The organism is Rhodococcus sp. C1 (assembly GCF_020809065.1).
GTDB lineage: Bacteria > Actinomycetota > Actinomycetes > Mycobacteriales > Mycobacteriaceae > Rhodococcus_F > Rhodococcus_F qingshengii.
Genome location: NZ_CP078080.1, coordinates 6,095,608 through 6,117,575 on the forward strand (window position 1 = coordinate 6,095,608; position 21,968 = coordinate 6,117,575).

Consider the following 21,968-nt stretch of genomic DNA (forward strand, 5'->3'; position numbering starts at 1 on the left):
TAGGTTACACGAGGGGCCTTGACCAGGGAAATCGTCCCGGCCCTCCGGGAAGACCGCCAGGTCGATGCGCGACGCGTGGTGCAGACGCATCACCCCGCGAGCCACTGCGCCCCCTAGGGTGAGAATCATGCGAACAGACCGCAAGACCCCGGCGTCGATCCTGGCGTTGGTCGTCGGATTGTGCGGGCTGACGATGGCGCTGGGCTATTTCAACAAGGCCAGATGCGGCGGTGCACCGTTCGCGCCCGACGGACGAAGCCTGAACTTCGACGTCAACAAGAACATCGACGTCTGCTACTCCGACATTCAGTTGCTCTGGCTCGGACGAGGTATCGATCAGCATCTGTTCCCCTTCGTCACCGGAGGGATAACGCCCGAAGGATTCCTGACCGGCGGAACCGTCGAATACCCGGTGCTCAGCGGAATTCTGATGTGGCTGGGCGGTATCGGCTCACACACCGACACCGATTTCCTTCTGCACTCGGCCCTGATCCTGGCTCCTTTCGGACTGCTCACGGCGTGGATGCTCGGCAAGATGAGCGGCGCGTACGCGCTCGTGTGGTCGGCGACTCCGCCCCTGGTTCTGTACGCATTCCACAACTGGGAGCTCCCGGTGGTGGCCACCAGCGTCGGCGCGATCTTCCTGATGACGTTCGAGCGGATCCCGCTGCGAACTCGCGCGGTTCTGGCGGCCGTCATCCTGGCGATCGGTTTCTGTTTGAAGCTGTACCCGGGAATGTTCGTGCTGCCGCTCATGGCCTACGTGCTTCTACGCGGCACCGAAGGCAAGCGCTACGACGTTCGTGGGGCGCTGATGACGGCGGGCGCGGCGATCGTCACCGTCGTCCTCGTCAACCTGCCGTTCGCCCTCATTTCCTACGAAGGCTGGCGCGCGTCGTTCAGCTTCCAGGAGAAGCGAAGCGCCGACATCACCACCAACTCGGTGTGGTTCTGGGGGTTGCGCCCCTTCTACGGTTTCGGAGTTCGCGAACTCAACGCCGACTACGACGCACTGGTGAGCATCCTGTCTCCGGTGATGATCCTGTTGTCGTTCGCGCTCGCGATGTATCTGGGTTGGCGCCGCTACGTCCGCGACGGCTACTTTCCGTGGATTGCAGTCAGTGCCGCGATGCTGTGCGGATTCGTGTTGCTGCACAAGGTCAATTCACCGCAGTACACACTGTGGATCCTGCCTTTCCTCGTACTGTTCAAGATCCGGTGGTTCTGGATCGTCGCCTATCTGATCGCCGACGCAGCGTTGGGTATCGGCATCTTCCGGTACTTCTACCAACTGGACATGAATCTCGATCCGAGCAAGTACGAGGCCGTCGTCCAGGCGAGCGTGTGGGGCCACGTCATCCTGCTCGCCGTGTTCTTCTTCTTGTTCCTGCGAGTCCCGTTGCGGTATCCGCTTGCCGGTGGGACCGATCAGATTGCCAACTCCGACAACAACCTTCCGACTCACTCACGGGAGCACGCCTGATGACTGCATCATGGTTCGAATCACCGACGCTGACCGGTGATCGTGTCCGACTCGAACCCCTGGGCGTCGCGCACACCGACGCTCTGCTCGCTGCTGCCGACGACCCGGCGATCTTTCGTTGGACCGCATCGCCCATCACCGATCGGGAACAGGCACAGAAGTACATCGCTGCAGCAACCGACGACCCTAATCGGATCGCCTTTGCGCAGGTGAACATCGTGACGAACGCCGTGGTCGGCACCACGTCCATGTACCAGATCGACCCGGTAAACCGCAGTCTTGCAATCGGATACACGTGGTTGTCGCGATCGGTTCAGGGAACCGGGATCAATCCCGAATCGAAGCTGCTCCTGCTTCGTCACGCCTTCGACCAGCTCGAAGCCGTACGCGTCGAGTGGCACACGGACGAGTTCAACGAACAGTCCAGGGCCGCGATCGCAAAGCTCGGCGCCCAGTTCGAGGGCCTGCTGCGCAAGCACCGACGCCGTGTCGACGGCAGTTGGCGTACAACAGCGCTGTTCGCGATGACCGACGACGATTGGCCGACCATCGCACCTCAGCTCGAGACACGTACCCGAAACTAGCGATCACCTGCACTCTTCGGCCAAGTCCATGCCAAGATTCACCTCATGAGCGATCAGGGTGGGTACGGGTACCAGGGCAATCAGAATTGGCAACCGTCTCCGTACGGGCAGCCCGATCCGTACGGCAGGCGGCCGACGAACACACTCGCGGTGCTCGCCCTCGTCTTCGCGTTCCTCATCGCGCCGTTGGGGATCGTCTTCGGGCACATCGCTCGCGGCCAGATCAAACGGACCGGCGAAGAAGGCGACGGACTCGCCCTTGCCGGACTGATCATCGGCTACATCTTCACCGCACTCGGCATCCTGGCCGTGATCGTGTGGATCGCGTTCTTCGGGCTGCTCGCCGCCGCTTTCGGCAACGCCGCCAATGAAGCGAGTTCGCGGAGTCTCACCTATACGACGCCGTACTCGTACTCCACGACCACGACTCGGGCGCCGAGTGCACCCACCACAGCGCCGAAAACGACGACGCCCCCACGCGTCACAACCTCGATCGGACCAGCGCCGACCGTCTCGGGCACCAACCGTCAGGGCTTCATCTCCGGCGGCCCCAGTTGCAACTCCACCAATCCTGCCGTCGCCATCGCCGTCACGACCGGATCACGAATCGTCATCTGCGAAACCGGAGTCGGGCGTTACTACTACAAGGGTCAACGGCTGAGCGACGGCGCCACCATCGAACTCGACGATCCGACGCCCACCGGCAACGGATTCACCGTCACCAACAAGGACGTGACGTACAAGCTCACCTCCGCCGGACTGGTGATCACCGGCAGCGGAGGCGAGCTGGGTCGGGAACCGGCGCTCGAGTTCTGGATGAACTGACCCACGTCAGCCGGCACACGGATCCTGATAGGGAACACCGGGCAGGTACCGCTCCCATTCGGCTTCCGTGATGGGAGATCCTGCGGTGCGGCACAATCGATCAACGACGCCGTCGGGGTCGATTCCCCACAAGCGAACGGTCTTGTCCGACCCGCTACCCGCGATCATGTCACTCTCGCCGGCGAACTGAGCGTCGTTGACGCGACCCGGGTAGGCGGACAGCGTCGCAAATCGTGTTGCCTGCGAGGGAGTCTCGATGTCCCAGAGCCAGACGGTTCCGTCGCCGACACCGGCAGCGAGCCGATCACCGGCGCGGTTGAACGAGATCGAATAGATTGCGCCCTCGGGGCCGACGAGACGAGCGAGTTCCTCGGGTGCCGACGGTGTGCGTACGTCCCACACGGCGACACCGTGATCCGCACTTCCGGCGGCCAACAGCGTTCCGTCGGCGCTGAAAGACACTGCTAATGCGTAGCTTTCGAATCCACCCACCGTCGCCGCCACCCGGGGCGACGCTGCGTTCGACACGTCCCACAGATCCACTTCGTTCTTGGCGTTCGCGATCGCCAAGATGTCGGTACCTGGCTGAAAGGCCATCATCTGCGGGTAGGAGCCGACATCGGTCGACGACAACAGTTTCGGAGCCGACGGGTCGGAAACGTCGACCAACGCAATACTGTTGTCGTCCTGCGAGGACACCGCCAGCAGATCTCCGGCGGGGTTCAGCGCGACAACCGCCACGATGCCCTTCACATATACCGCAGGCTCGCCGTAGATACGTGGCGACGCCGGATCACTCAGGTCCCAAAGATATGCACCGCCACCGCCGGTGCCGCTCACAGCCAGGTTCCCGTCTGCCGACACCGCCGACGCACCGCTGAAAGTGTCGGCCCCTTGCGGTTTCAACTCCGGCATCACCGCGGGGCGATCGAGATCCTCGGTGTTCCACGCCAACATCGCGCCACCCCTGGCACCGACACCGGCCACCAGACGCGAGCCGTCCGCGGCAAAGGGACTGGTGAAGATCGTGTCCCGAGCTCCCGCCCAGACCGGACCCGGAAGAGCCCACACGCGAGTCACACCGTTGAGTCCCCCGGTGACCAGATTGCGGCCGTCATCGCTGTAGTCGACGGTGGTCACCGCCCCACTGTCCGGAAGTGTTTCGATCAATGCCCCGGTTCGGGGGTCCCACACGCGCACGGAGTTGTCGGAACTTCCTGCGGCAAGACGTGTTCCGTCTTTGCCGTAGTTCAGTTCGTTGACGTAGCTGGAAAATCCCGTCAGTGCCTGCAGGGGAGTGGGGCGCGCCGGATCGCTCATGTCCCACCGAACCACCTCCCTGCCAGTGGTTCCCGCCGCGAGCTCACGTCCGCCCGGGCTGAAGGCAACGCCGAGGTAGTGGACGGTGGTGCCGTTGGGCTCGGTCGCGAAGATCGGCGCCGATTCCTCACCCCACTTCGCGACGTCCCACACGCGCAGAGTCGCTTGACGCCCGCCCGCCACGAGGAAACGTCCGTCGGGGCTGAACGTCGCGGTGACAATGCCGTCAGCTGGATGCGGAAGAGCAGGCAAAGCAACGGCATTCGTGGAGGTGTCGATGTTCCATCGCAGGACGTCGGGCGTCGAGGTACCGGCGACCAGCTTGGTTCCGTCTGGGCTGAACTCCATGTCCTGCACTACGCGTTCACCGTCGACGGGAAGTGTTCCACGGACCGGATTCTTCGGGTCCGACACATCCCAGAGTGCAGCGCCGCCGGCACCACCGGTCGCAAGGAGCCGTCCGTCCGGGCTGTAGGCGACGGCAAAGAGGGCCGTGCCCTCCGAGACTCCGAGGAACTCCGCCTGCGGAACGGCTGAGGCAACACCGTCCACCATCGGATAAAGCCTGACCTTCCCGTCCGAACCACCCACCGCCACAACAGTTCCAGCTGGGTTGATCCGGGCCTTCATCGCGCCGGGCGGTCCGATGATGCGAGTAGCCGAATGAACGCCCGACGCATCCAGCAATGCCGAGCGGGCTTCGGTCGTTTCGTTGACCGCAAATGCCGCCAGAGCAAGCTGCGACGCCAGCGACGGATCCCGCTCACGCATCCTGATCGACTCGGTGGCCACCTGACGCGACATCGCCTCGTCGCGCGCAGTATCTGCTTGGACACGTTGACGATTGGCGCCGATACCGGCGACGGTGGCAACCACCGCCAACACCAGAGCGATCACCGACGCGGCTGCCAGCGCAGTCACGAGCCGTCGTAGCACGCGTGTACGTCGGCGATCGGCAAATTCCTGCTGATCACGATGCTCGATGCTCGCGGCGAGGTACTCCCGCTCGGTGGCATTGAGGTCGGCGGCGCGGGTCCGACTCGGTTCCAGTGGGAGCCCGAGTTCGCCCGAACGCAGCCATTCTTCCGTCAGATGAAGACGTGCGGGTCCGAGCAGCGCGCCGGGGTCGCGTCCACTGTCTTCCCACACCTGCGCCGCGTAGGTGAACCGGCGATGCACCGCCAGACCGGCGCGGTCCGAGTCGATCCAATCGCGAAGCCGACTCCACGCGGACAGCAAGACCTCGTGCGAAACCTCGACGGTCTCCTCGTCGACGGTGAGAAGGCGGCGTAAGGCGAACCGGTCGATGACGGTATTCACGTCGTCGACGTCGTCACCGAGGAAGAGTTCGGTGCGCGGTGCCCGCCGACGCGTCTGCGTCACTTCGTCGACGTTGACCAACCGGAGGAAGATCCTGCGCGCCAACTGCTGCTGCCGCTCTGTGAGCTCGCCGTACACTTCCTCCGCGCTTTGCTGGACGGCTCCGGCAATCCCGTCGGTGGCGTAGTAATCCGAGACGGTCAGAGTTTTACGCGTCGACCGTTGCCAGGTCCCCAACAGTGCGTGTGACAGCAAGGGCAAAGCTCCGGGGTCGCTCGCCGTGCGCGAGCCGCGTGGTGTCAGCTCGGAGACCAGAACCTGAACCAATTCGCTCTGCACGGTCATCCCGGCCTTGACCGCCGGCTCGACGATCACCTCGCGCAATTGTTCGTCGGTCAGTGGCCCGACCACCATCGGCGAATCGTCGAGCAGCGGTACCAAAAGCGGTTCCTCCGCCGCGAGCCCGTAGAAGTCGGCGCGCATTCCGATGACTGCGATGGTGTTCTCACCGAGTTCCGCGAGGGTCCGCAGTATTTCCTCGCGCCGATCACCGTCGCACTGCGTCCACAGTTCCTCGAACTGGTCGAGGATAAAGACGGTTGGTTCGTCGGAGATCGACGACGGAATTCCTCCCGTACCCGGCTGCAGGGTTTCCACCCGCCAACCGTCGAACCGTGGATCGTCCCCGGCGATCTTGGGGGCGAGCCCGGCCCGCAGCAACGACGACTTACCCGATCCGGAGGCACCGATCACCATGAACTGACGGCGACCGACACCTCGTATCGCCGACGCCACCCGCTCGACCAAGTTGGCAGTGAGTTCGTCTCGACCGAAGAACCACTCGGCGTCCTCTTGCCGGAACGACTCGAGACCTCGATACGGAACGGTGGCGTCGCCGCGTCGTCTGGCCGTCAACTGTCTCACTCGTTGCACCGCACTGATCCAGCGCTGCCGCTCATCCTCGGAATCGACGCCGCAGGCGTCGAGGAGCGCGAAGAACATCGGGGTACTCGCCGGCGTCGGCAGGTGTTGGCCGGCAAACCATCCGCTGACGGTTCCGTGCAAACCACCCGAACGCTCGACGGCTTCGCGGACCGTCAGTCCGGCTGCGTTCCGCAGTGCAGTGAGCGTCTCAGCAAACTGCCCACGCGACTCGATCCGGGCGGGATCGACCTGATTGTGCGTACCGGCTTCCGCCTTCGAGTTCATAGCGACGCACTCTATCGGAGCAGGTAGGGGATTTGTCCGTTGTATGGACTCTGTATCGAGAGAGTTGCACCCGTTCCACTGAGACACCTCGATCGAAATACTCGTCTCAGTCGCACCCTGAGCCAGCAGCCCTTCTGCAAATACGGCAGTCGACGCCCATCCCCTCCGTCGAAAGGCGCTACTCGCATGTCTTCAATCGGCATTTCTCCGAAGATCGAGGCAAACGTGTCCCGAGTCGGCAACCCCAAGCACGGCAAGCACAAGCCGAAGCTGAGCGTCCGCGAGATCGAAGTACTTCTTGCCTGGCTACGTTCGGATTCCAAGTCCGAGGTCGCCGAGACACTCGGCCTACGCGTCTGCACCGTCAACACACACATCACTCGGATCCGCACGAAGTACAGCGACGTCGGGCGGCCGGCTCCCACGAAGGCAGCATTGTTTGCCCGCGCGGTCCAGGACGGGTACACCACCCTCGACGAGTGGTGACCTCAGACCGTGACGGGTTCCGGTTCCTTCGCCTTGGACGGCTTCAGCCAACCGGGTAGCCAGGCAGGTTGTTTGTCCGGTGCTTGATCGAGAACACCGCCCGCCGGATCGTCGATGAACCCGTACCGCACGAGATCCTCCGACGGCCGGTAGATCTGCCGGAGCACCAGCGCGCACAGAACGAGTACCGCGATGTCCCGGATCACGACGGTTCCGGTGAACCACTGCTCGGGCAGCCCCTTGTTGGACACACCGAGGTAATACATCATTCGTGGAACCCAGACCAGGGCGTCGATGGTCATCCACGCGAGCAGGAGTCTGCGGTGCGGCAAGGCCAACACGGCCAGCGGCACCAGCCACAGAGAATACTGCGGGCTCCACACCTTGTTCGTGAGCAGGAAGCCCGCCACCAACAGGAAGCACAGCTGCGCAACTCGCGGACGACGCTGCGCCGTCAGGGCGACGTATCCGACACCGATGCAGACGGCCACGAACAAAAGCAGAGAGACGGCGTTGAGATTCGACGGCGACTCACCCTGTGCGAGAGGACCGTCGAGGCCCTTCCACGACGTGAACGACGCGATCACGTTGTAGAGCGAATCCGGATCGGCCCCGCGTTCGGAGTTGAGCCGGAAGAACTCGTACCAACCATGGGGGTACAGCGCGGCAATGGGCAGGTTCACCGCAAGCCATGCCGCGACCGCGCTGAGAGCGGTCACCAGCCAGTCCCTCGTCTTGCCCGCGCGCAGACACAGGACCAAGAGCGGTCCCAGTAGGAGCAGCGGGTAGAGCTTTGCGGCGCCGCCCAGGCCGAGCAGGATTCCCGCGAGCACGGGCCGCTTGCGTGCCCACGCCAACAACCCACCCGCCGCGAACGCCGTCGCCAGAGGATCGAAGTTCGTGAACACGTGCACGATCACCAAAGGGGAGCACGCGATCAGAGCGCCGTCCCACACTCGTCGTCCGGCCAGCAGGGTGCTCGCCCACACGGTGACCAGCCACGCCAACGCCAACCCGAACGCCACGACGTTGAAATAGAGCGCCACCTGAATCGCGCTCGGCAGCCAGGTGATCGAATCCCACGCCTTCGCGACTTTCATTGCGCCGTACTGGTAGAGCCCCGAGATGACCGGATACTCCATGTACCGCATCTGGATCGAACCGTCGCCGCGTACTTCTTCCCACGACGTCTTGTACGGGAATGCTCCCTGATCGAGGCGCTCGGCTCCGTACAGCGGAACGGTATCGGAGTAACACATCGCCACGTACTGACGGCTGCCACTCCAGTCGAGGCCGACCTGCCCGCTCTCGCCGACCGGCGCCTGCTGAATACAGCCCGCCTTGGCGAACCAGCCGAAAGCCAAGAACACCACGGCGAGCAGAAGGATCACTCGCATCGGTGTGAAGAAGCGAGTGCGCCCGATCAGTGCGTGACGACCTACCGGACCGCCGACGGTTCCCGACAGCGCAGACACCATCGCGTCGTTGCGACTGGGAACGTCCCGCCAATCCGCCGAACGAAGATCTTCGGCCAGCGGAGCGGGGGAGGTCGGTTCGGCATCATCAGCATTCGCGGCCACTCCGCGAGGTTACCGTCTTTCGAACCGACCACCCTCCAACTACTGGCCGGGGCTCACACCTGCCGGTTCTTCCTCGGTGGTCTCGCCTGCCCCCGGTACCTGTGGCGTGGTTGTCGTCGGCCGGGAGATGCCCGGAATCGGGATCGTGATGCCCGGCAGAACCTCGACCTGCGTCGTTGTCACCACGGGCGGCGGAGTGGTTTCCGTCGTCGTCGGCGCAGTGGTCGGCGGCGCCGACGTCTTGGGCGGTGCGGGAGCCGTGTACTCCGGAACACCACCGGCTTGACCGTTGATCTTGCCCGGCGTCGGGAACTTCTCGTTGTCGGTGCCCTCGAGGGCGCCGTCCATCGTGTCCTTCCAGATGTCCGAAGGCAGACCCGAGCCGTAGATCATCGCGCCGCCCGAGTTGGTGATCGCTTCACCGTCGGGAGTTCCGACCCAGACCGCGGTCGAAAGCGACGGCGTGTAGCCGACCATCCACGCGTCCTTGTTGGCTCCGGTGTCACCGAGCTGCGCAGTACCTGTCTTCGACGCCGACAGACGTCCGCCGGCCAGGTTGTGACCGCGCGAGTACGCCGCGATCGGCTGCATCGCAGCCGTCACGTTGTCCGCCACGGCAGCGTCGATGCGGTCTTCACCGGCGGGCGCGCCGCGGTCCAGCAGCACGGTGCCGTCGGCCGCGACGACCTTCTGCACGAAGTGCGGTGCGTGATACGTACCGGACGCGGCGAGTGTCGCGTACGACGACGCCATGTCGAGCACGCGGGCCTGGTACTGGCCGAGCACGATGCCGTTGTTGGGGCCGGAACCGTCAGCCTCGGTGAGCGACGGGCCGACGCCCGGGATGTCCTTCGGGATGCCTGCCTTGTGAGCGATGTCCGCGATTTCCTGCGGGCCGTTGCCGTCGAGGCTGAGCATCTGACGGTAGAAGCTGGTGTTCAGCGAACGCTTGAGCGCCTCTGCGATGGTGCAGGTGCCGCAGCTTTCACCTTCGACGTTGCCGATGGAGATGCCGTTGACGGTCAGCGGTGAGCTGTCGTACATCTGCGAGAGCGGGATTCCCTGATCCAGGGCGGCTGCGAGGCCGAACACCTTGAACGAGGAACCAGTCTGAAGTCCGGCATTCGCGAAGTCGTATCCCGCGCCGTCCTCACCGCCGTAGTACGCCTTGACGGCTCCGGTCTTCGGATCGACCGAGACAACTGCGGTACGCAGATTCTCCGGCTCACCCTCCATGTTGGAACGGGCTGCCTCGACCGCTGCGGCCTGAGCCTGCGGGTCGATGGTCGTGGTGATCTGCAAGCCCTCGGTGTTGAGCAACTGCTCGCTGATTCCAGCGTCGCCGATCTCCTTGAGCACCTGACGCTTGATCAGGCCTTCGGGTCCGGTCGAGCCCTGGCTGCTGTTGTCGACCTGGGCGAGCGGGATGTAGGCGGGGTACTGCATCGGCGTGCGCGCGGCCTGATCCAGCGTGCCGGCGGACACCATGCCGTCGAGCACGTAATCCCAACGGGACTTCGCGCCGGTCGGGTTGGTCTCGGGATCGAGGAGCGACGGAAGCTGGATCGACGACGCCAGGACGGCGCCTTCTTCGATGGACAGCTGGTCGACGGGCTTACCGAAGTAAGCCTTGGATGCTGCGCCGATGCCGTATGCGCCGCGACCGAAGTAAATGGTGTTCAGATACGCGGCGAGGATGTCGTCCTTGGACCACTCGTTGGCCATCTTCGAGGAGATGACGAGTTCCTTCATCTTTCGCGTCAGCGAACGCTCCGAGCCGACAAGCGCCTTCTTGACGTACTGCTGCGTGATGGTCGAGCCACCACCGGCGCTGTCGCGACCGAGGACGTTGTCTCGGGCCGCGCGTGCGAAACCGGAGATCGAGAAGCCCGGGTTCGAGTAGAAATCGCGGTCCTCTGCGGCCAGAACAGCGTTGCGAACGTGCGGCGGTACCTGATCGAGCGAGACCTCGACGCGGTTGCCATCTGGCGGGACGACAGTGCTGATCACCGTGGTGCCGTCGGCGGCAAAGACCGTCGCCACCTGATTGGTCTTGAGGTCACCGGGCTTGGGGACGTCCTGCACGATGTACGCCGCCATGAAGGCAAGGACGGGCAGAACAAGACCGAGCGCCACCAAGACGTAGGCCGAGCGGCGAACTGTGCGCCACTTGGACTTCTTCTTCACGGTGCTCTTTCTTCCCTTCGGGGGTTGTCCGTCGTTGCCACCGCCACCGGAGCCACCTGTCGGTGGCTTCGTCGGTGGAGGTCCGACCGGCGGGCGGGTGCCCGCGTTGCTACGGGTGGTCGCTGCTGCTGCCGCGACGCGCTGGGTCGGTTCGTTCGCCTGAGCGCCTACGGCGCGATCTCGAGGCGGCGGGCCGGCAGGTCGGCCTTGCGGCGGACGACCCTGAGGAGGGGGAGCGGCGGGGCGGCCCTGAGGAGGCGGGCCCGAAGGTCGGGCTTGCGGCGGACGCCCCTGGGGCGGGGGTCCCATCGGACGACCTTGCGGCGGACGACCCTGAGGGGGCGGACCCATCGGAGGGCGTCCCTGCGGTGGTGGGCCCATGGGACGTCCCTGCGGCGGACGACCCTGAGGAGGTCCGGCGGGACGGTTGGGACCGACGGGACGGCCACCCGGGTTGTTGCCGCCCGGGTTGTTGTTGCTGGGGGAACTCACGAATCAAATCTCCAGTGGTCACGGACCGATCACGTGCAGACTTCGATCGGGCCCTTCTTCGGGTGTGGCGTTACTCGCTGGCGGTGCGCCGGCTTGGTGGGCGTGCTCGCCGCGGTCGCGGCGGCGCAGGTACTGCGCCGAGCACATAGGACTGCACCAAGTGGTTCCAACTGCAGGTACGGCACACCTCTACAACGTGCACCGTGAACTCCTCTGCTGTTTCCGCAAGCCGAGCGAGCTCGTCCGAGGTTCGGGCCGATCCCGAAACCTGACCGAGCTTGTCGCCGAACACCCAGGACACGAGCGTCAACTGTTCCTTGCGGCAAATGGGGCAGACGACGTCGCTGCCCCGGCCGTGGAACTTCGCGGCTCTGAGTAGGTACGGATCGGCGTCACACACCTGCTTGACGTCGGTCCGACCCGCAGACACTTCGGCCAGCACAGACCGACGCGCGAGCGCGTAGTCCACAACTTGCCGCTGTATCCGCACCTGACCAGCGTACGTGCGTCCGTGCCGCGACGGACGGTTCGGGAGGGTCACGATGAACACATTTCGGGGGCTGGGGGCATGGCGACCAGCCATTACGATCACTTCCTGTGAAGTCTTCTCGTTCTCCGATGACGCGCGCTCGTGATCTTGATCGCGTCGAAACGTGCAATGTGTTGGACGCCGCGTACGCCGAAGGGCAGTTGAGCGCGGAGGACTACTTCGACCGGACCGAGAAGGCGAAGTCCGCGAAGACCCTGCTCGCACTCGCACGCCTGGTCAACGATCTGCAGGTGCCGAAGATCGAGACCAAAACGGTGCCTCGGACGTCGACGGCACGAAAGGCCGTGTTCGTCGGTGCTGCTGCTCTGATCGTCGTCGGCGCGATCGCAGCAGTGGCGTGGAGTCGGTCACCGTTGACGCCCTCGGAAGACATCACAGCCAGTTATGCCAGCACTACTTCCCTCGCTCCGCCGTTGCCGACCACCACCCCGGTGCCGGAGCCGACCGTCGAACCGATCCTGATCGCACACATCGACACGTTGACGCCGGAAGGAATCGGCGCATTCATCGAGAGGTATCGAGAAGAGTTCGGTGACATGTTCGTAGACGACGCCAGCTTCCACGGCGACTACTCATCAGTGAGCCGGGCGGTCCCCGATGCTCCCGCTCTCACCGAGTCCATCAGTTTTCGCGACGGCTTCGAGAGGGAAGTGACGTCCATTCCGCGGCGAACGGGCCAGCCGACCTTCGACCTCGGTTCCATCCAGATCGACAAGCTCGCGCCGTACATGGTGAACATCGGCGACTATGTCAATGTTTCGGACGCCGCGATCACCCACTTGATCGTGGACGCGAACTACGGCGTCCCGGAGATCGCGATCTATGCAGAGAACGGACTCGGCCACCAAGGACGCATCGAGGTCACGCCGTGGGGCGAGATCTCTCGTTCCTACCCGTACGGGAGCTAGGGTGAGCCGGTGAGTGGGTCCCCGACTACTACCTCTACGCGCACCCGTGCGCGCGACGTCGACCGTTCCGATACCTGCGCCGTTCTCGATACGGCTCTGTCCGACGGCCAGATCACGGTCGACGAGCACGCGAACCGGACGGCTGCGGCCATGACCGCGACCACGCTCGGACAGCTCGATCTGCTGGTCCGCGATCTGCAGAAAGCAACGCTGCGCAACGCCGTCGCCAAAGTTCGCCGTATCGACAAGATCTGGTACCTCGCAGCCGCATCGACTATCTTCGCCGGCCTGATCGGGTACCTCACCTTGTCCGCCGACCCTTCACCCCCACCGCCTCCACCGGCGGCAGCCGAAAACGTCGAACCGCTTGCCCCCATTGTGAGTTCGACGTTGAACACGGTCACCGCAAGCGGGATCGGGGAATTCATCACCAGATACAGCGCCAAGTACGGCACGACGATAATCGATTCCGCCAACTTCTACGACGGCTATGCAAGCGTCACTCGCGCCGCCGCTGTCTCGCCGAACCTGGAGGAAGACATCGACTTTCGAGGCGGTTTCACACCACGCGACAGCACGTCGACTCGAGCAGCCAGCACCGTCACCTTCGACCTCGCTGCCGTCGACATCGACAAACTCGCCGGATATCTGGCAGGAGTGTCCGCAAATCTCAACGTCCCCGACGCCGAGATCACACACATCAGCATGAGTTCGTCGAGCGACGATCCACGCATCTCCATCTACGCCAGCAACAACCTCGGCGCGAGCGGCTCAATGGATTTGACCCCGGATGGCCGCCCGATCCGCTTGTCTCCCTTCACTCCTCGATAGGCCCCGGACATGCCGAACGATCTGACCAGGACCACCCGCGCTCGCAATACCGATCGCGAGGCTACCTGCGCAGTGCTGGACTCCGCCTTCGCCGACGGACAACTCACGGCGACCGAGCACGACGAATTGACCGAACTCGCCGCGGTGGCAGTCACTCTCGGCGATCTCGAAGATTTGACGTCCGATCTGCAGACCGAGGCGTCCCTACCCATTCTTCGGAAAGAACCTTCGCTCGACACGCGTTGGATCGCCGTTGTGATCATCGCGCTGTCACTGGTCTCGGCTGTCGGTTTCGGAATCAAATACGCCGCGTCCGACGTCACGATCTTCTCGAGCCCCGAGCCACAGTTACACACCGTCGACGGCCTGGGGGCGATGTTCCATGCCATCGAAACGGAGTACGGCAGCGGACTGGTCGACGAGATGACCATCTATCCCACTTATGCACGCGTAACGCGCGCCGATCCTGCCGCGCCGCGCAAGAGCCTGGACAGCTACTACCGAGGCGACCTCGAGGACACGACTTCAGGAGGATCACGCGAACCCGACGTGACACAGATCGACGTCAGACAGCTCGATCCTCGCATCGTGATCGCCCTGCTCGACGGCGCCGGAACAACGACGTCGGTGCAAAATCCGACCACTCGGTACGTCTCTGTCGATAGCACCGAAAATGTTCCGACCATCCAGATTCACGTCGGCAACGACCTCGACGAGAGCGGGTACCTGACCGCTGGCCTCGACGGGGAAATCATGTCGATCTACCCGTTCACCCCCTGATCTAGCCGTGACACCTTGGTACACGTATCGGGCCGCAGTGTGGTTTTATATATCGGCGCGATATAGTTGGTTATCGCATCAAGCGGTTAGGTTCAACGACTCGGGAGGTTTGTCAGTTGCTCGAACTCGCAATCCTCGGGCTGCTCCTCGAGTCACCGATGCACGGATACGAGCTGCGTAAGCGGCTCACTGGTCTGCTCGGCGCATTCCGCGCGTTCTCGTACGGATCGCTGTACCCGGCACTGCGGCGCATGCAAGCCGACGGATTGATCTCGGAAGACGTCGACACTGCCACCGGCACGCTCAAGCGTCGGGCGCGTCGCGTCTACCAGCTCACTCCGGAAGGTCGGCAACGGTTCACCGAACTGGTCGCCGACACCGGGCCGCAGAACTACACCGACGACGGTTTCGGCGTTCACCTCGCCTTCTTCAGCCGCACCCCCGCAGAAGCGCGGATGCGGATCCTCGAAGGCAGGCGACGTCAGGTCGAGGAGCGCCGTGAGGGGCTCCGCGAGGCCGTCGGTCGGGCCAGCGGATCGCTGGACCGCTATACCCGTCAGCTCCATCAGCTCGGACTCGAATCGAGTGAACGCGAAGTGCGTTGGCTCAACGAATTGATCGCAGCCGAGCAATCGACAACAGGAACATCCCGGAAAGAAGGAGAACCCGACCATGGGTGAGAACAGCACCGCGGTGCGCGTAGCCATTGTGGGCGTGGGTAACTGCGCCTCGTCCCTGGTTCAGGGCGTCCACTACTACAAGGATGCCGACGAGACCCAGACGGTCCCCGGCCTCATGCACGTCAAGTTCGGTAAGTACCACGTCCGCGACGTGCAGTTCGTCGCTGCGTTCGACGTCGACGCCAAGAAGGTCGGCTTCGACCTCTCCGAGGCGATCCTCGCGAGCGAGAACAACACCATCAAGATCGCCGACGTCCCGCCCCTGGACGTTCCCGTTCAGCGTGGCCCGACCCTCGACGGCATCGGCAAGTACTACGCCGAGACCATCGAGCTGTCCGACGCCGAGCCCGTCGACGTCGTCAAGGCACTCAAGGACGCTCAGGTCGACGTCCTCGTCTCCTACCTGCCCGTCGGTTCCGACGACGCTGACAAGTTCTACGCACAGTGCGCGATCGACGCAGGCGTGGCATTCGTCAACGCTCTGCCCGTCTTCATCGCTTCCGACCCGGAGTGGGCTGCCAAGTTCAAGGACGCCGGCGTCCCGATCGTCGGTGACGACATCAAGAGCCAGGTCGGCGCCACCATCACCCACCGCGTGATGGCGAAGCTGTTCGAAGACCGCGGCGTCGTGCTGGACCGCACCTACCAGCTCAACGTCGGTGGAAACATGGACTTCAAGAACATGCTCGAGCGTGATCGCCTGGAGTCCAAGAAGGTTTCCAAGACCCAGGCCGTGACGTCCAACCTGACCGGCGCACTTGCCGGCAAGGTTCACGACCGCAACGTCCACATCGGTCCCTCGGACTACGTGGAGTGGCTCGACGACCGCAAGTGGGCATACGTCCGCCTCGAAGGCCGCGCCTTCGGTGACGCTCCCCTGAACCTGGAGTACAAGCTCGAGGTCTGGGATTCGCCCAACTCTGCCGGCATCATCATCGACGCCGTCCGCGCAGCCAAGATCGCCAAGGACCGCGGCATCGGTGGACCGGTTTACCCGGCTTCCGCTTACCTGATGAAGTCCCCGCCGGTCCAGATGGCCGACGACAAGGCTCGCATCGAGCTCGAAGCGTTCATCATCGGCGCTGACGAAGCTTAATTCGACTCACACTGATTCGGGGTCTTGCGCCAATGGCGCAAGGCCCCGATTCTGTTATCCGCAGGGTGTTTCCGCATCCGCGCGGGTAATCACGCCTGCGGCTGCCGAATTGCCGTGCGGGTCCGGGTGCCGCTCAGCGTGGAATGATGGACATCAGAACCATCACACGGATCGAGGACCCCATGTCGATTACGTCGCTGCCAGTGCTCGATCTGTCGCTTGCGCAGAACCCCGACACCGCCGAGCAGTTCCGCACTCAGCTCCGCGAGGCCACCCACGAGGTCGGATTCTTCTACCTGGTCGGCCACGGAATTCCCGACGAACTGCAGCGCCGCCTCCTCGCCGTCGCCCGCGAGTTCTTCGCGCTGCCGACTGCCGAGAAGCTCGCGATCGAGAACGTCCGCAGCCCGCACTTCCGTGGGTACACCCGGCTCGGCGGCGAACTGACCGAAGGCAAGCAGGACTGGCGCGAGCAGATCGACATCGGGGCCGAACAGCCCGCGGCCGAGCGCACCGACACCTCACCGGCCTGGGAGATCCTGCAGGGCCCCAACCAGTGGCCCGACGCCCTTCCCGAACTTCGCGACGTCATCACCGAGTGGAACGACACGCTCACCTCGATCGCACTGAGCCTCTTACGCGAATGGGCGGTAGCCCTGGGCCAGGATGCGAACATCTTCGACGACGCGTTCGCTCACGATCCGTCGATCCTCATCAAGGTGGTGCGTTACCCGGGCCGCCCGAAAGGTGCCGGCTCCCAGGGCGTCGGCGGACACAAGGACGCGGGTGTGCTGACTCTGCTCTATGTCGAACCGGGCAAAGGCGGTCTGCAGGTCGAGCACGACGGCGACTGGATCGACGCGCCGCCGATCGACGGGGCGCTGGTGGTCAACATCGGCGAACTGCTCGAGGTCGCTACCGGCGGCTACTTGAAAGCGACTGTGCACCGGGTAGTTTCACCCGAGGGTGACGGTGAACGTATCTCGGTGCCGTTCTTCTTCAACCCGAACTACGCAGCACAGATCCCGGAGTTCGACCTACCGCCCGAGCTCGCGGCGCGCGCCACCGGCGTCACCGTGGACGCGAACAACCCGATCCACGATTCCTACGGGGCGAACGCCCTCAAGAGTCGACTACGTGCGCACCCCGATGTCGCGGCCCGATGGTGGCCGGACATCGTTGCGGCACAAAGCGCTACCTGATGCTGAACTACAGATCCATCGCGACTTTCCACGCCGTGTGCATCGCGCCCTCGATGTAGTCGACGTTCACCGCGTCACCGACCACATGTACGTCGGAGACGACGCCGATCAGAGAATCGGCCAGTGGCGCCTGCGCCGACACTCCCGAGGCGACGACAACCATGTCGGCCGGAGCGGTCCGTGTCTTGTCACCGGAACGGAATTCGACGTGCTCCTTGGTGATGCGCTGCACCGTTGAATTGCGGTGAATGTCCACACCGACATGCTTGGCGTGGCGCACAGCCGTCCAGCGGCGCGGCATCGCCATCGGAATGCCCAACTGCTGGCCTTCTTCGATCAGCGTCACATTGCGACCTCGCTCGGCCAGGAACTCTGCAAGCTCGAGTCCGACAAGCGAACCACCGATCACGACAACGTCCTTACCCATGGGCAGGAACTTGCGGGTCACAGCTCGGATCGCCGCGGGGCTCTTGGTGATACCGGACAACTTGCCCAACTTGGCCATCGTCCGCAGGAACGGCGGTACCTGTGAGACGTCTCCAGCTCCGGTCATCAACGCGCGCAACGAATCACCGGTGTGCACGTGCGGCAAGTCGCCGCCCGGAACGCTAGGCCGCTCACGAACCGCACCGGTGGCCACGACTACGGCGTCGGGGTTCAGTGCCCGGATCGAGGCAACCGAGGCTTCGGTCTTCAGTCGAACATCGACACCGAGACGCTCGATTTCCACTTTCAACCAGCTGAGCAGACGCCCGTTGTCCGGGGTAGTGAGGCTCGAGAACCACAGGGTGCCACCGAGGCGATCGGACTTGTCCAACACCGTGACTCGGTGCCCACGTTCAGCGGCCACGCGGGCCGTCTCGAGACCACCGGGGCCCGCTCCGACCACAACAATGCGTTTCGGAGTGCTGGTCCGGACGAAGGGGAGAAGCGCTTCGTTGCCGAGCGCGGGATTGACAGCGCACAGCGGCGTCTCGTCCCAGAAGTTCTCCTGCACGCAGACGTAGCAATTGATGCAAGGCCGAACCCGCTCGGGTACACCGTCTTTGAGTTTGTTCACCAACTGTGGATCGGCCAGGAGCTGGCGGCCCATTGCGGCGAAATCCGTGCGACCTTCCGCGATCATCTTCTCGCCGACCTCGGGGAGCATACGTCCGACCGTGATCACGGGGATCGATATCGCCTGCTTGATTCGCGTTGCATTGTCCGTGTAGTAGCCGACCTTGTCGGGCAGGGGGCCGTCGGTGAAGTTGGCAAAAGCATTCAGCGCGGTACCGGTGACGTGAATGGCGTCAGCGCCGGCCTCTTCGAACATCTTGGCAGCCGCAGCAGCCTCGTCGACGGTCAGCCCGTCGGTTTCGCCGTACTCTTGACCGGCCAGACGCACGATGACGGCGAGCGCACCGCCGACCTCCTCCTTGACCGCTCGAATGACCTCACAAGCGAGGCGAGCACGGTTCTCCATGGAACCTCCGTACTCGTCGCTGCGCTGATTCGTGTATCGACTCAGGAACGCTCCGAGGACGTAGTTGTGGGCACAGTGAATCTCGACGGCGTCGCCGCCCGCCGCCTTCACCCGTCCGGCAGCCTCGGCGAACATGCGGACCAGCCAATCAAGATCTTCCTTGGTTGCCTCGTGGTACGTAGCCCTCTTGCCCTCGTTGATGGCAGCCATCTTGCCCAGTTCTTCTGGCGTGCAATCGGCCATCGCACTCATGTCACCCGGCGGCTTCGGTGTGGACGGGACCAACTGGGGTCGGCCGTCGAGGGTATCGATGCGCGCCACCTTGCCGTGGTGTGTCATCTGCACACAGAGCTTGCTGCCCGCGTCGTGGACTGCGTCGGCCAACGCCTTGAGACCGGGGATGAACCGGTCTTCCGAAAGCCCCGGTTCCTTGCGGCTGGTGCAGCCCAGCGGATACGCAACAGCGCAGCAACCGGTGATGATCAGACCCGTTCCACCAGCTGCACGCGCCACGAAGTGGTCGATGTCGCCCTTTTCGATTTCCCCGTCTTCACACAGGTTCATGTCCATCGCAGGGAGAACCACGCGATTGGGCACGGTCATCGGGCCGATGGTGCCTGGTGCGAGCAGGTGCGGAAAGGTCTGGCTTCGGATCGTCACGAGCAGACGCTAGAACTGGACCACGCCCATCCGTTGCCGCACTCCCGATCAACGAGACTTCACGCGCTGTGACGTGCGAGGCACTCGGCTATCACCTCGAGCGCATATTCGAGGTCCGCGGATTCCACTCGCCCGTAGCCGATGACCAATCCGCCGGGGTCTCCGTGCGTTCGGGTGGACTCGACCAGGGTGGGCACTTCGACGCCGTGCAGGAGCGCCTCGCGAGCGACGGTCGCTGCCAGATCCGCGTCGAGCATGAGCGTCGTGTGCATGCCGGCGCCGAGACCCCGCAGTTCACCGAACGATGACAGCGCTTCCTCGACCGCCCGATCACGCTCCCGGTACCTGCGCCGGGCGGTACGCACCGCTCGATCCCATTCGCCGTCACGGAGCAGGGACAGGAGTGCTTGCTGCAGCGGAACCGACGGGAAGTCGCCGATTCGCTTGCGGTGTAATGCTATGCGGTCGACCAGGTCGAGGGGAGCCACCAACCAGCCCAATCGAATTCCGGCGCCGAGCGTCTTGGCAACTGTTCCGAGATACACCACCCGATCAGGAGCCAACTGGGCAAGCGCAGGCAAAGGCGCTACGTCGTAACGGAATTCGGAGTCGTAGTCGTCCTCGAACAGGACGACGTCGCGGACGCGGGCGAACTCGATCAACTGGTTGCGCCGACCTACCGGAAGCAGCCCACCCGTCGGATACTGATGGGACGGTGTCACATACACGCCACGGACGCTCTCCGACGCAGTTTCGAGTTGGTCGACACAGAGACCATGAGCGTCGACGGGCACCTCGAGCAGCGACCATCCACAGGCTGTAGCGGCCGAGGACGCATACCGGTATCCGGGATCTTCCATCGCCAGAACAGCACCACGGGTACGCAGAGCCGACAGGGCGAGGCCGAGACCATGCGTGGCACCTGAGGTGATCAGGATTCTCTCGGGTTCAACCGACATTCCGCGGGCTCTTGCCAGTAATTCCGATAGTGCCGAACGCAATTCGTAGTCACCCGCAGGATCGGGATCCTCGAAAGGTGGCGGTTTGGACCCGACGTCACGCCACGCCCGCCGCCACGCTGCCGATGCACGCGGTGGCGTCCACGGCACGCCCGGCCGGAGCTGCACCCTGGGTGACATCTTGTCGGCGGCCTTCTTCGGTGTAGTCGTGGGAGTGACCATGGGGGAGGGCGCCTCGGCAACGAAGGTGCCTGAGCCGTGCACAGCGACAAGCCAACCCTCGGCGATCAACTGCTCATACGCCCGTTCCACGACGCCCCGCGCCACCTCGAGCTCCGCCGCCAGCTTCCGGGAACTGGGTAACCTCAGACCCACTGCCGCCTTACCACTGCGGATATCAGCTCTGAGGTAGTCGGCAATCTGGACCGGGAGCGCCCGCCGATCTGTCCGGTCGAGGACGACGGCTACCGCCGAAGGCAGAAACATTCAGAACCCTCCCGGAAGTGGCAAATCGAAGTGGCCTATCGAAGTCTCCACTGATTGGACCATGACTTGAAGCCACTTTGCCACCAGCATTGTCTGCATGACAGATTCCGTTGTCTTTGCTGCCCCTGCTCCTGCCCCCACTGCACCTATTCCGCTGTCCCCGACAGCACGTACGACGCACAAGCGCGCCCGCCACCACGGCGTCGCAGAACGCGCGGCACTCGTCGACGTCTTGCAGTCCGCGAAGCTGTGCCACATGGGTGTGACCGTCGGCGGAGTTCCCATGGTGTTTCCCACCGCCTACGGGTTCGACCTCGACGGCCCCGACCGCGGCGGATCTATTTATGTTCACGGTTCAGTCGCTTCACGGAGTTTGGCTCCCGACAGCGAAATCTGCATCACCATCACGATCCTCGACGGGCTCGTGTTGGCTCGGTCGGGCTTCCACCACTCGATGAACTACCGCAGCGGCGTCATCATCGGATCACCTCGAGTCGTGACCGACGGCGACGAGCGCGTGAAGGCTTTGAATCTGATCGTCGACCAGGTGGTTCCCGGACGTTCCCAACACCTTCGGGATCACACGCGCAAGGAAATGGCGGCAACCATCGTTCTTGCACTGCCGTTGTACGAGGCTTCCGTCAAGGCCCGCACCGGCGGCCCCGGCGACGATGCCGCCGACATCGGTATCGAAACCGTTTGGGCTGGAGTAGTTCCCGCAGCTACGCACTTCGGTGAACCGATCCCGTCCGAGGATCTCGACTCCGGTGTCGCGCTGCCGGACCATATCTCGACGATGCTCTGACCGCACACGCCGTACACACCGGGGCATGGCTAAGCCCCGGTGTGTACGTATTCAGTTGCG

The 21,968-nt window shown here is 63.8% G+C and carries 17 protein-coding genes; 11 read left to right on the forward strand and 6 right to left on the reverse strand.

What is annotated here, in order from left to right:
- The first annotated feature begins 127 nt into the window (after positions 1–127).
- Genes KTR60_RS28225 through KTR60_RS28235 form a run of 3 tightly spaced genes read left to right on the forward strand, consistent with a single transcriptional unit; the run spans position 128 to position 2,892 of the window.
- The gene (locus KTR60_RS28225) at positions 128–1,483 is read left to right on the forward strand and encodes a glycosyltransferase family 87 protein (RefSeq protein WP_007735530.1); all 1,356 of its coding nucleotides are present in this window, start codon (positions 128–130) and stop codon (positions 1,481–1,483) included.
- Positions 1,483–2,067: a GNAT family N-acetyltransferase gene (locus KTR60_RS28230; RefSeq protein WP_007735529.1), complete on the forward strand. Its 585-nt coding sequence runs from the start codon at positions 1,483–1,485 to the stop codon at positions 2,065–2,067. Before KTR60_RS28225 ends, KTR60_RS28230 begins: the two co-directional genes overlap by 1 nt.
- A gap of 45 nt (positions 2,068–2,112) precedes the next feature.
- Entirely contained in the window at positions 2,113–2,892 is a 780-nt protein-coding gene (locus KTR60_RS28235; RefSeq protein ID WP_003941240.1) for a DUF4190 domain-containing protein, read from the forward strand.
- 6 nt (positions 2,893–2,898) lie between these two features.
- Here the strand turns inward: KTR60_RS28235 and KTR60_RS28240 are convergent, their stop codons facing one another.
- Positions 2,899–6,741, reverse strand: coding sequence for a helix-turn-helix domain-containing protein (locus KTR60_RS28240; RefSeq protein ID WP_228401507.1), 3,843 nt, complete (start codon positions 6,739–6,741; stop codon positions 2,899–2,901).
- 186 nt (positions 6,742–6,927) lie between these two features.
- Here KTR60_RS28240 and KTR60_RS28245 point away from each other — a divergent pair, with 186 nt between their 5' ends.
- Positions 6,928–7,227 (forward strand): helix-turn-helix transcriptional regulator, encoded by a 300-nt coding sequence (locus KTR60_RS28245; RefSeq protein ID WP_003941253.1) that lies wholly within the window; start codon positions 6,928–6,930, stop codon positions 7,225–7,227.
- A 2-nt stretch (positions 7,228–7,229) separates the two neighbouring features.
- Here the strand turns inward: KTR60_RS28245 and KTR60_RS28250 are convergent, their stop codons facing one another.
- The 3 genes from KTR60_RS28250 to KTR60_RS28260 all read right to left on the reverse strand — a co-directional run bounded on the left by KTR60_RS28250 (position 7,230) and on the right by KTR60_RS28260 (position 11,955).
- Positions 7,230–8,807: a glycosyltransferase family 87 protein gene (locus tag KTR60_RS28250; RefSeq protein WP_228401508.1), complete on the reverse strand. Its 1,578-nt coding sequence runs from the start codon at positions 8,805–8,807 to the stop codon at positions 7,230–7,232.
- A gap of 39 nt (positions 8,808–8,846) precedes the next feature.
- A complete protein-coding gene (locus tag KTR60_RS28255; protein WP_007735524.1) occupies positions 8,847–10,994 on the reverse strand; it encodes a transglycosylase domain-containing protein in 2,148 nt (715 codons plus the stop codon).
- 562 nt (positions 10,995–11,556) lie between these two features.
- Positions 11,557–11,955 (reverse strand): DUF5318 family protein, encoded by a 399-nt coding sequence (locus KTR60_RS28260; protein ID WP_007735522.1) that lies wholly within the window; start codon positions 11,953–11,955, stop codon positions 11,557–11,559.
- Between the two features lie 149 nt (positions 11,956–12,104).
- Here KTR60_RS28260 and KTR60_RS28265 point away from each other — a divergent pair, with 149 nt between their 5' ends.
- From KTR60_RS28265 to KTR60_RS28290, 6 genes are all read left to right on the forward strand, one after another.
- Positions 12,105–12,944, forward strand: coding sequence for a DUF1707 SHOCT-like domain-containing protein (locus tag KTR60_RS28265; RefSeq protein ID WP_007735521.1), 840 nt, complete (start codon positions 12,105–12,107; stop codon positions 12,942–12,944).
- Between the two features lie 9 nt (positions 12,945–12,953).
- Positions 12,954–13,775 (forward strand): DUF1707 SHOCT-like domain-containing protein, encoded by an 822-nt coding sequence (locus KTR60_RS28270; RefSeq protein WP_042922022.1) that lies wholly within the window; start codon positions 12,954–12,956, stop codon positions 13,773–13,775.
- A 9-nt stretch (positions 13,776–13,784) separates the two neighbouring features.
- Positions 13,785–14,555 carry a DUF1707 SHOCT-like domain-containing protein gene (locus KTR60_RS28275; RefSeq protein WP_228401509.1) on the forward strand — a complete coding sequence of 257 codons (771 nt, stop codon included), beginning with the start codon at positions 13,785–13,787 and terminating at the stop codon, positions 14,553–14,555.
- 116 nt (positions 14,556–14,671) lie between these two features.
- Positions 14,672–15,235 (forward strand): PadR family transcriptional regulator, encoded by a 564-nt coding sequence (locus KTR60_RS28280; RefSeq protein ID WP_003946014.1) that lies wholly within the window; start codon positions 14,672–14,674, stop codon positions 15,233–15,235.
- On the forward strand, positions 15,228–16,331 hold the full coding sequence (locus KTR60_RS28285) for an inositol-3-phosphate synthase (protein ID WP_003945979.1): 1,104 nt from the start codon (positions 15,228–15,230) through the stop codon (positions 16,329–16,331). Before KTR60_RS28280 ends, KTR60_RS28285 begins: the two co-directional genes overlap by 8 nt.
- Before the next feature lie 143 nt (positions 16,332–16,474).
- On the forward strand, positions 16,475–17,533 hold the full coding sequence (locus tag KTR60_RS28290; RefSeq protein ID WP_019746062.1) for an isopenicillin N synthase family dioxygenase: 1,059 nt from the start codon (positions 16,475–16,477) through the stop codon (positions 17,531–17,533).
- Positions 17,534–17,540: 7 nt separating this feature from the next.
- Here KTR60_RS28290 and KTR60_RS28295 read toward each other — a convergent pair whose 3' ends face one another.
- Together KTR60_RS28295 and KTR60_RS28300 are read right to left on the reverse strand one after the other, a co-directional pair.
- Positions 17,541–19,658, reverse strand: a complete 2,118-nt coding sequence (locus tag KTR60_RS28295) for an NAD(P)/FAD-dependent oxidoreductase (protein WP_228401510.1) — start codon at positions 19,656–19,658, stop codon at positions 17,541–17,543.
- 59 nt (positions 19,659–19,717) lie between these two features.
- Complete coding sequence (locus KTR60_RS28300) at positions 19,718–21,103, reverse strand: PLP-dependent aminotransferase family protein (protein WP_228401511.1); 1,386 nt, start codon at positions 21,101–21,103, stop codon at positions 19,718–19,720.
- A 97-nt stretch (positions 21,104–21,200) separates the two neighbouring features.
- Between KTR60_RS28300 and KTR60_RS28305 the strand changes: the two genes are divergently transcribed.
- Positions 21,201–21,908, forward strand: coding sequence for a pyridoxamine 5'-phosphate oxidase family protein (locus KTR60_RS28305; protein ID WP_083058516.1), 708 nt, complete (start codon positions 21,201–21,203; stop codon positions 21,906–21,908).
- Positions 21,909–21,968 lie beyond the last annotated feature (60 nt).

Excerpts from the sequence above, each read along its gene's own strand:
- KTR60_RS28235 (WP_003941240.1), top strand. The coding sequence starts at position 2,113 with ATGAGCGATCAGGGTGGGTACGGGTACCAGGGCAATCAGAATTGGCAA.
- KTR60_RS28225 (WP_007735530.1), top strand. The coding sequence starts at position 128 with ATGCGAACAGACCGCAAGACCCCGGCGTCGATCCTGGCGTTGGTCGTC.
- KTR60_RS28305 (WP_083058516.1), top strand. The coding sequence starts at position 21,201 with ATGACAGATTCCGTTGTCTTTGCTGCCCCTGCTCCTGCCCCCACTGCA.
- KTR60_RS28240 (WP_228401507.1), bottom strand. The coding sequence starts at position 6,741 with ATGAACTCGAAGGCGGAAGCCGGTACGCACAATCAGGTCGATCCCGCC.
- KTR60_RS28275 (WP_228401509.1), top strand. The coding sequence starts at position 13,785 with ATGCCGAACGATCTGACCAGGACCACCCGCGCTCGCAATACCGATCGC.
- KTR60_RS28300 (WP_228401511.1), bottom strand. The coding sequence starts at position 21,103 with ATGTTTCTGCCTTCGGCGGTAGCCGTCGTCCTCGACCGGACAGATCGG.
- KTR60_RS28230 (WP_007735529.1), top strand. The coding sequence starts at position 1,483 with ATGACTGCATCATGGTTCGAATCACCGACGCTGACCGGTGATCGTGTC.
- KTR60_RS28290 (WP_019746062.1), top strand. The coding sequence starts at position 16,475 with ATGATGGACATCAGAACCATCACACGGATCGAGGACCCCATGTCGATT.
- KTR60_RS28245 (WP_003941253.1), top strand. The coding sequence starts at position 6,928 with ATGTCTTCAATCGGCATTTCTCCGAAGATCGAGGCAAACGTGTCCCGA.
- KTR60_RS28265 (WP_007735521.1), top strand. The coding sequence starts at position 12,105 with ATGACGCGCGCTCGTGATCTTGATCGCGTCGAAACGTGCAATGTGTTG.
- KTR60_RS28285 (WP_003945979.1), top strand. The coding sequence starts at position 15,228 with ATGGGTGAGAACAGCACCGCGGTGCGCGTAGCCATTGTGGGCGTGGGT.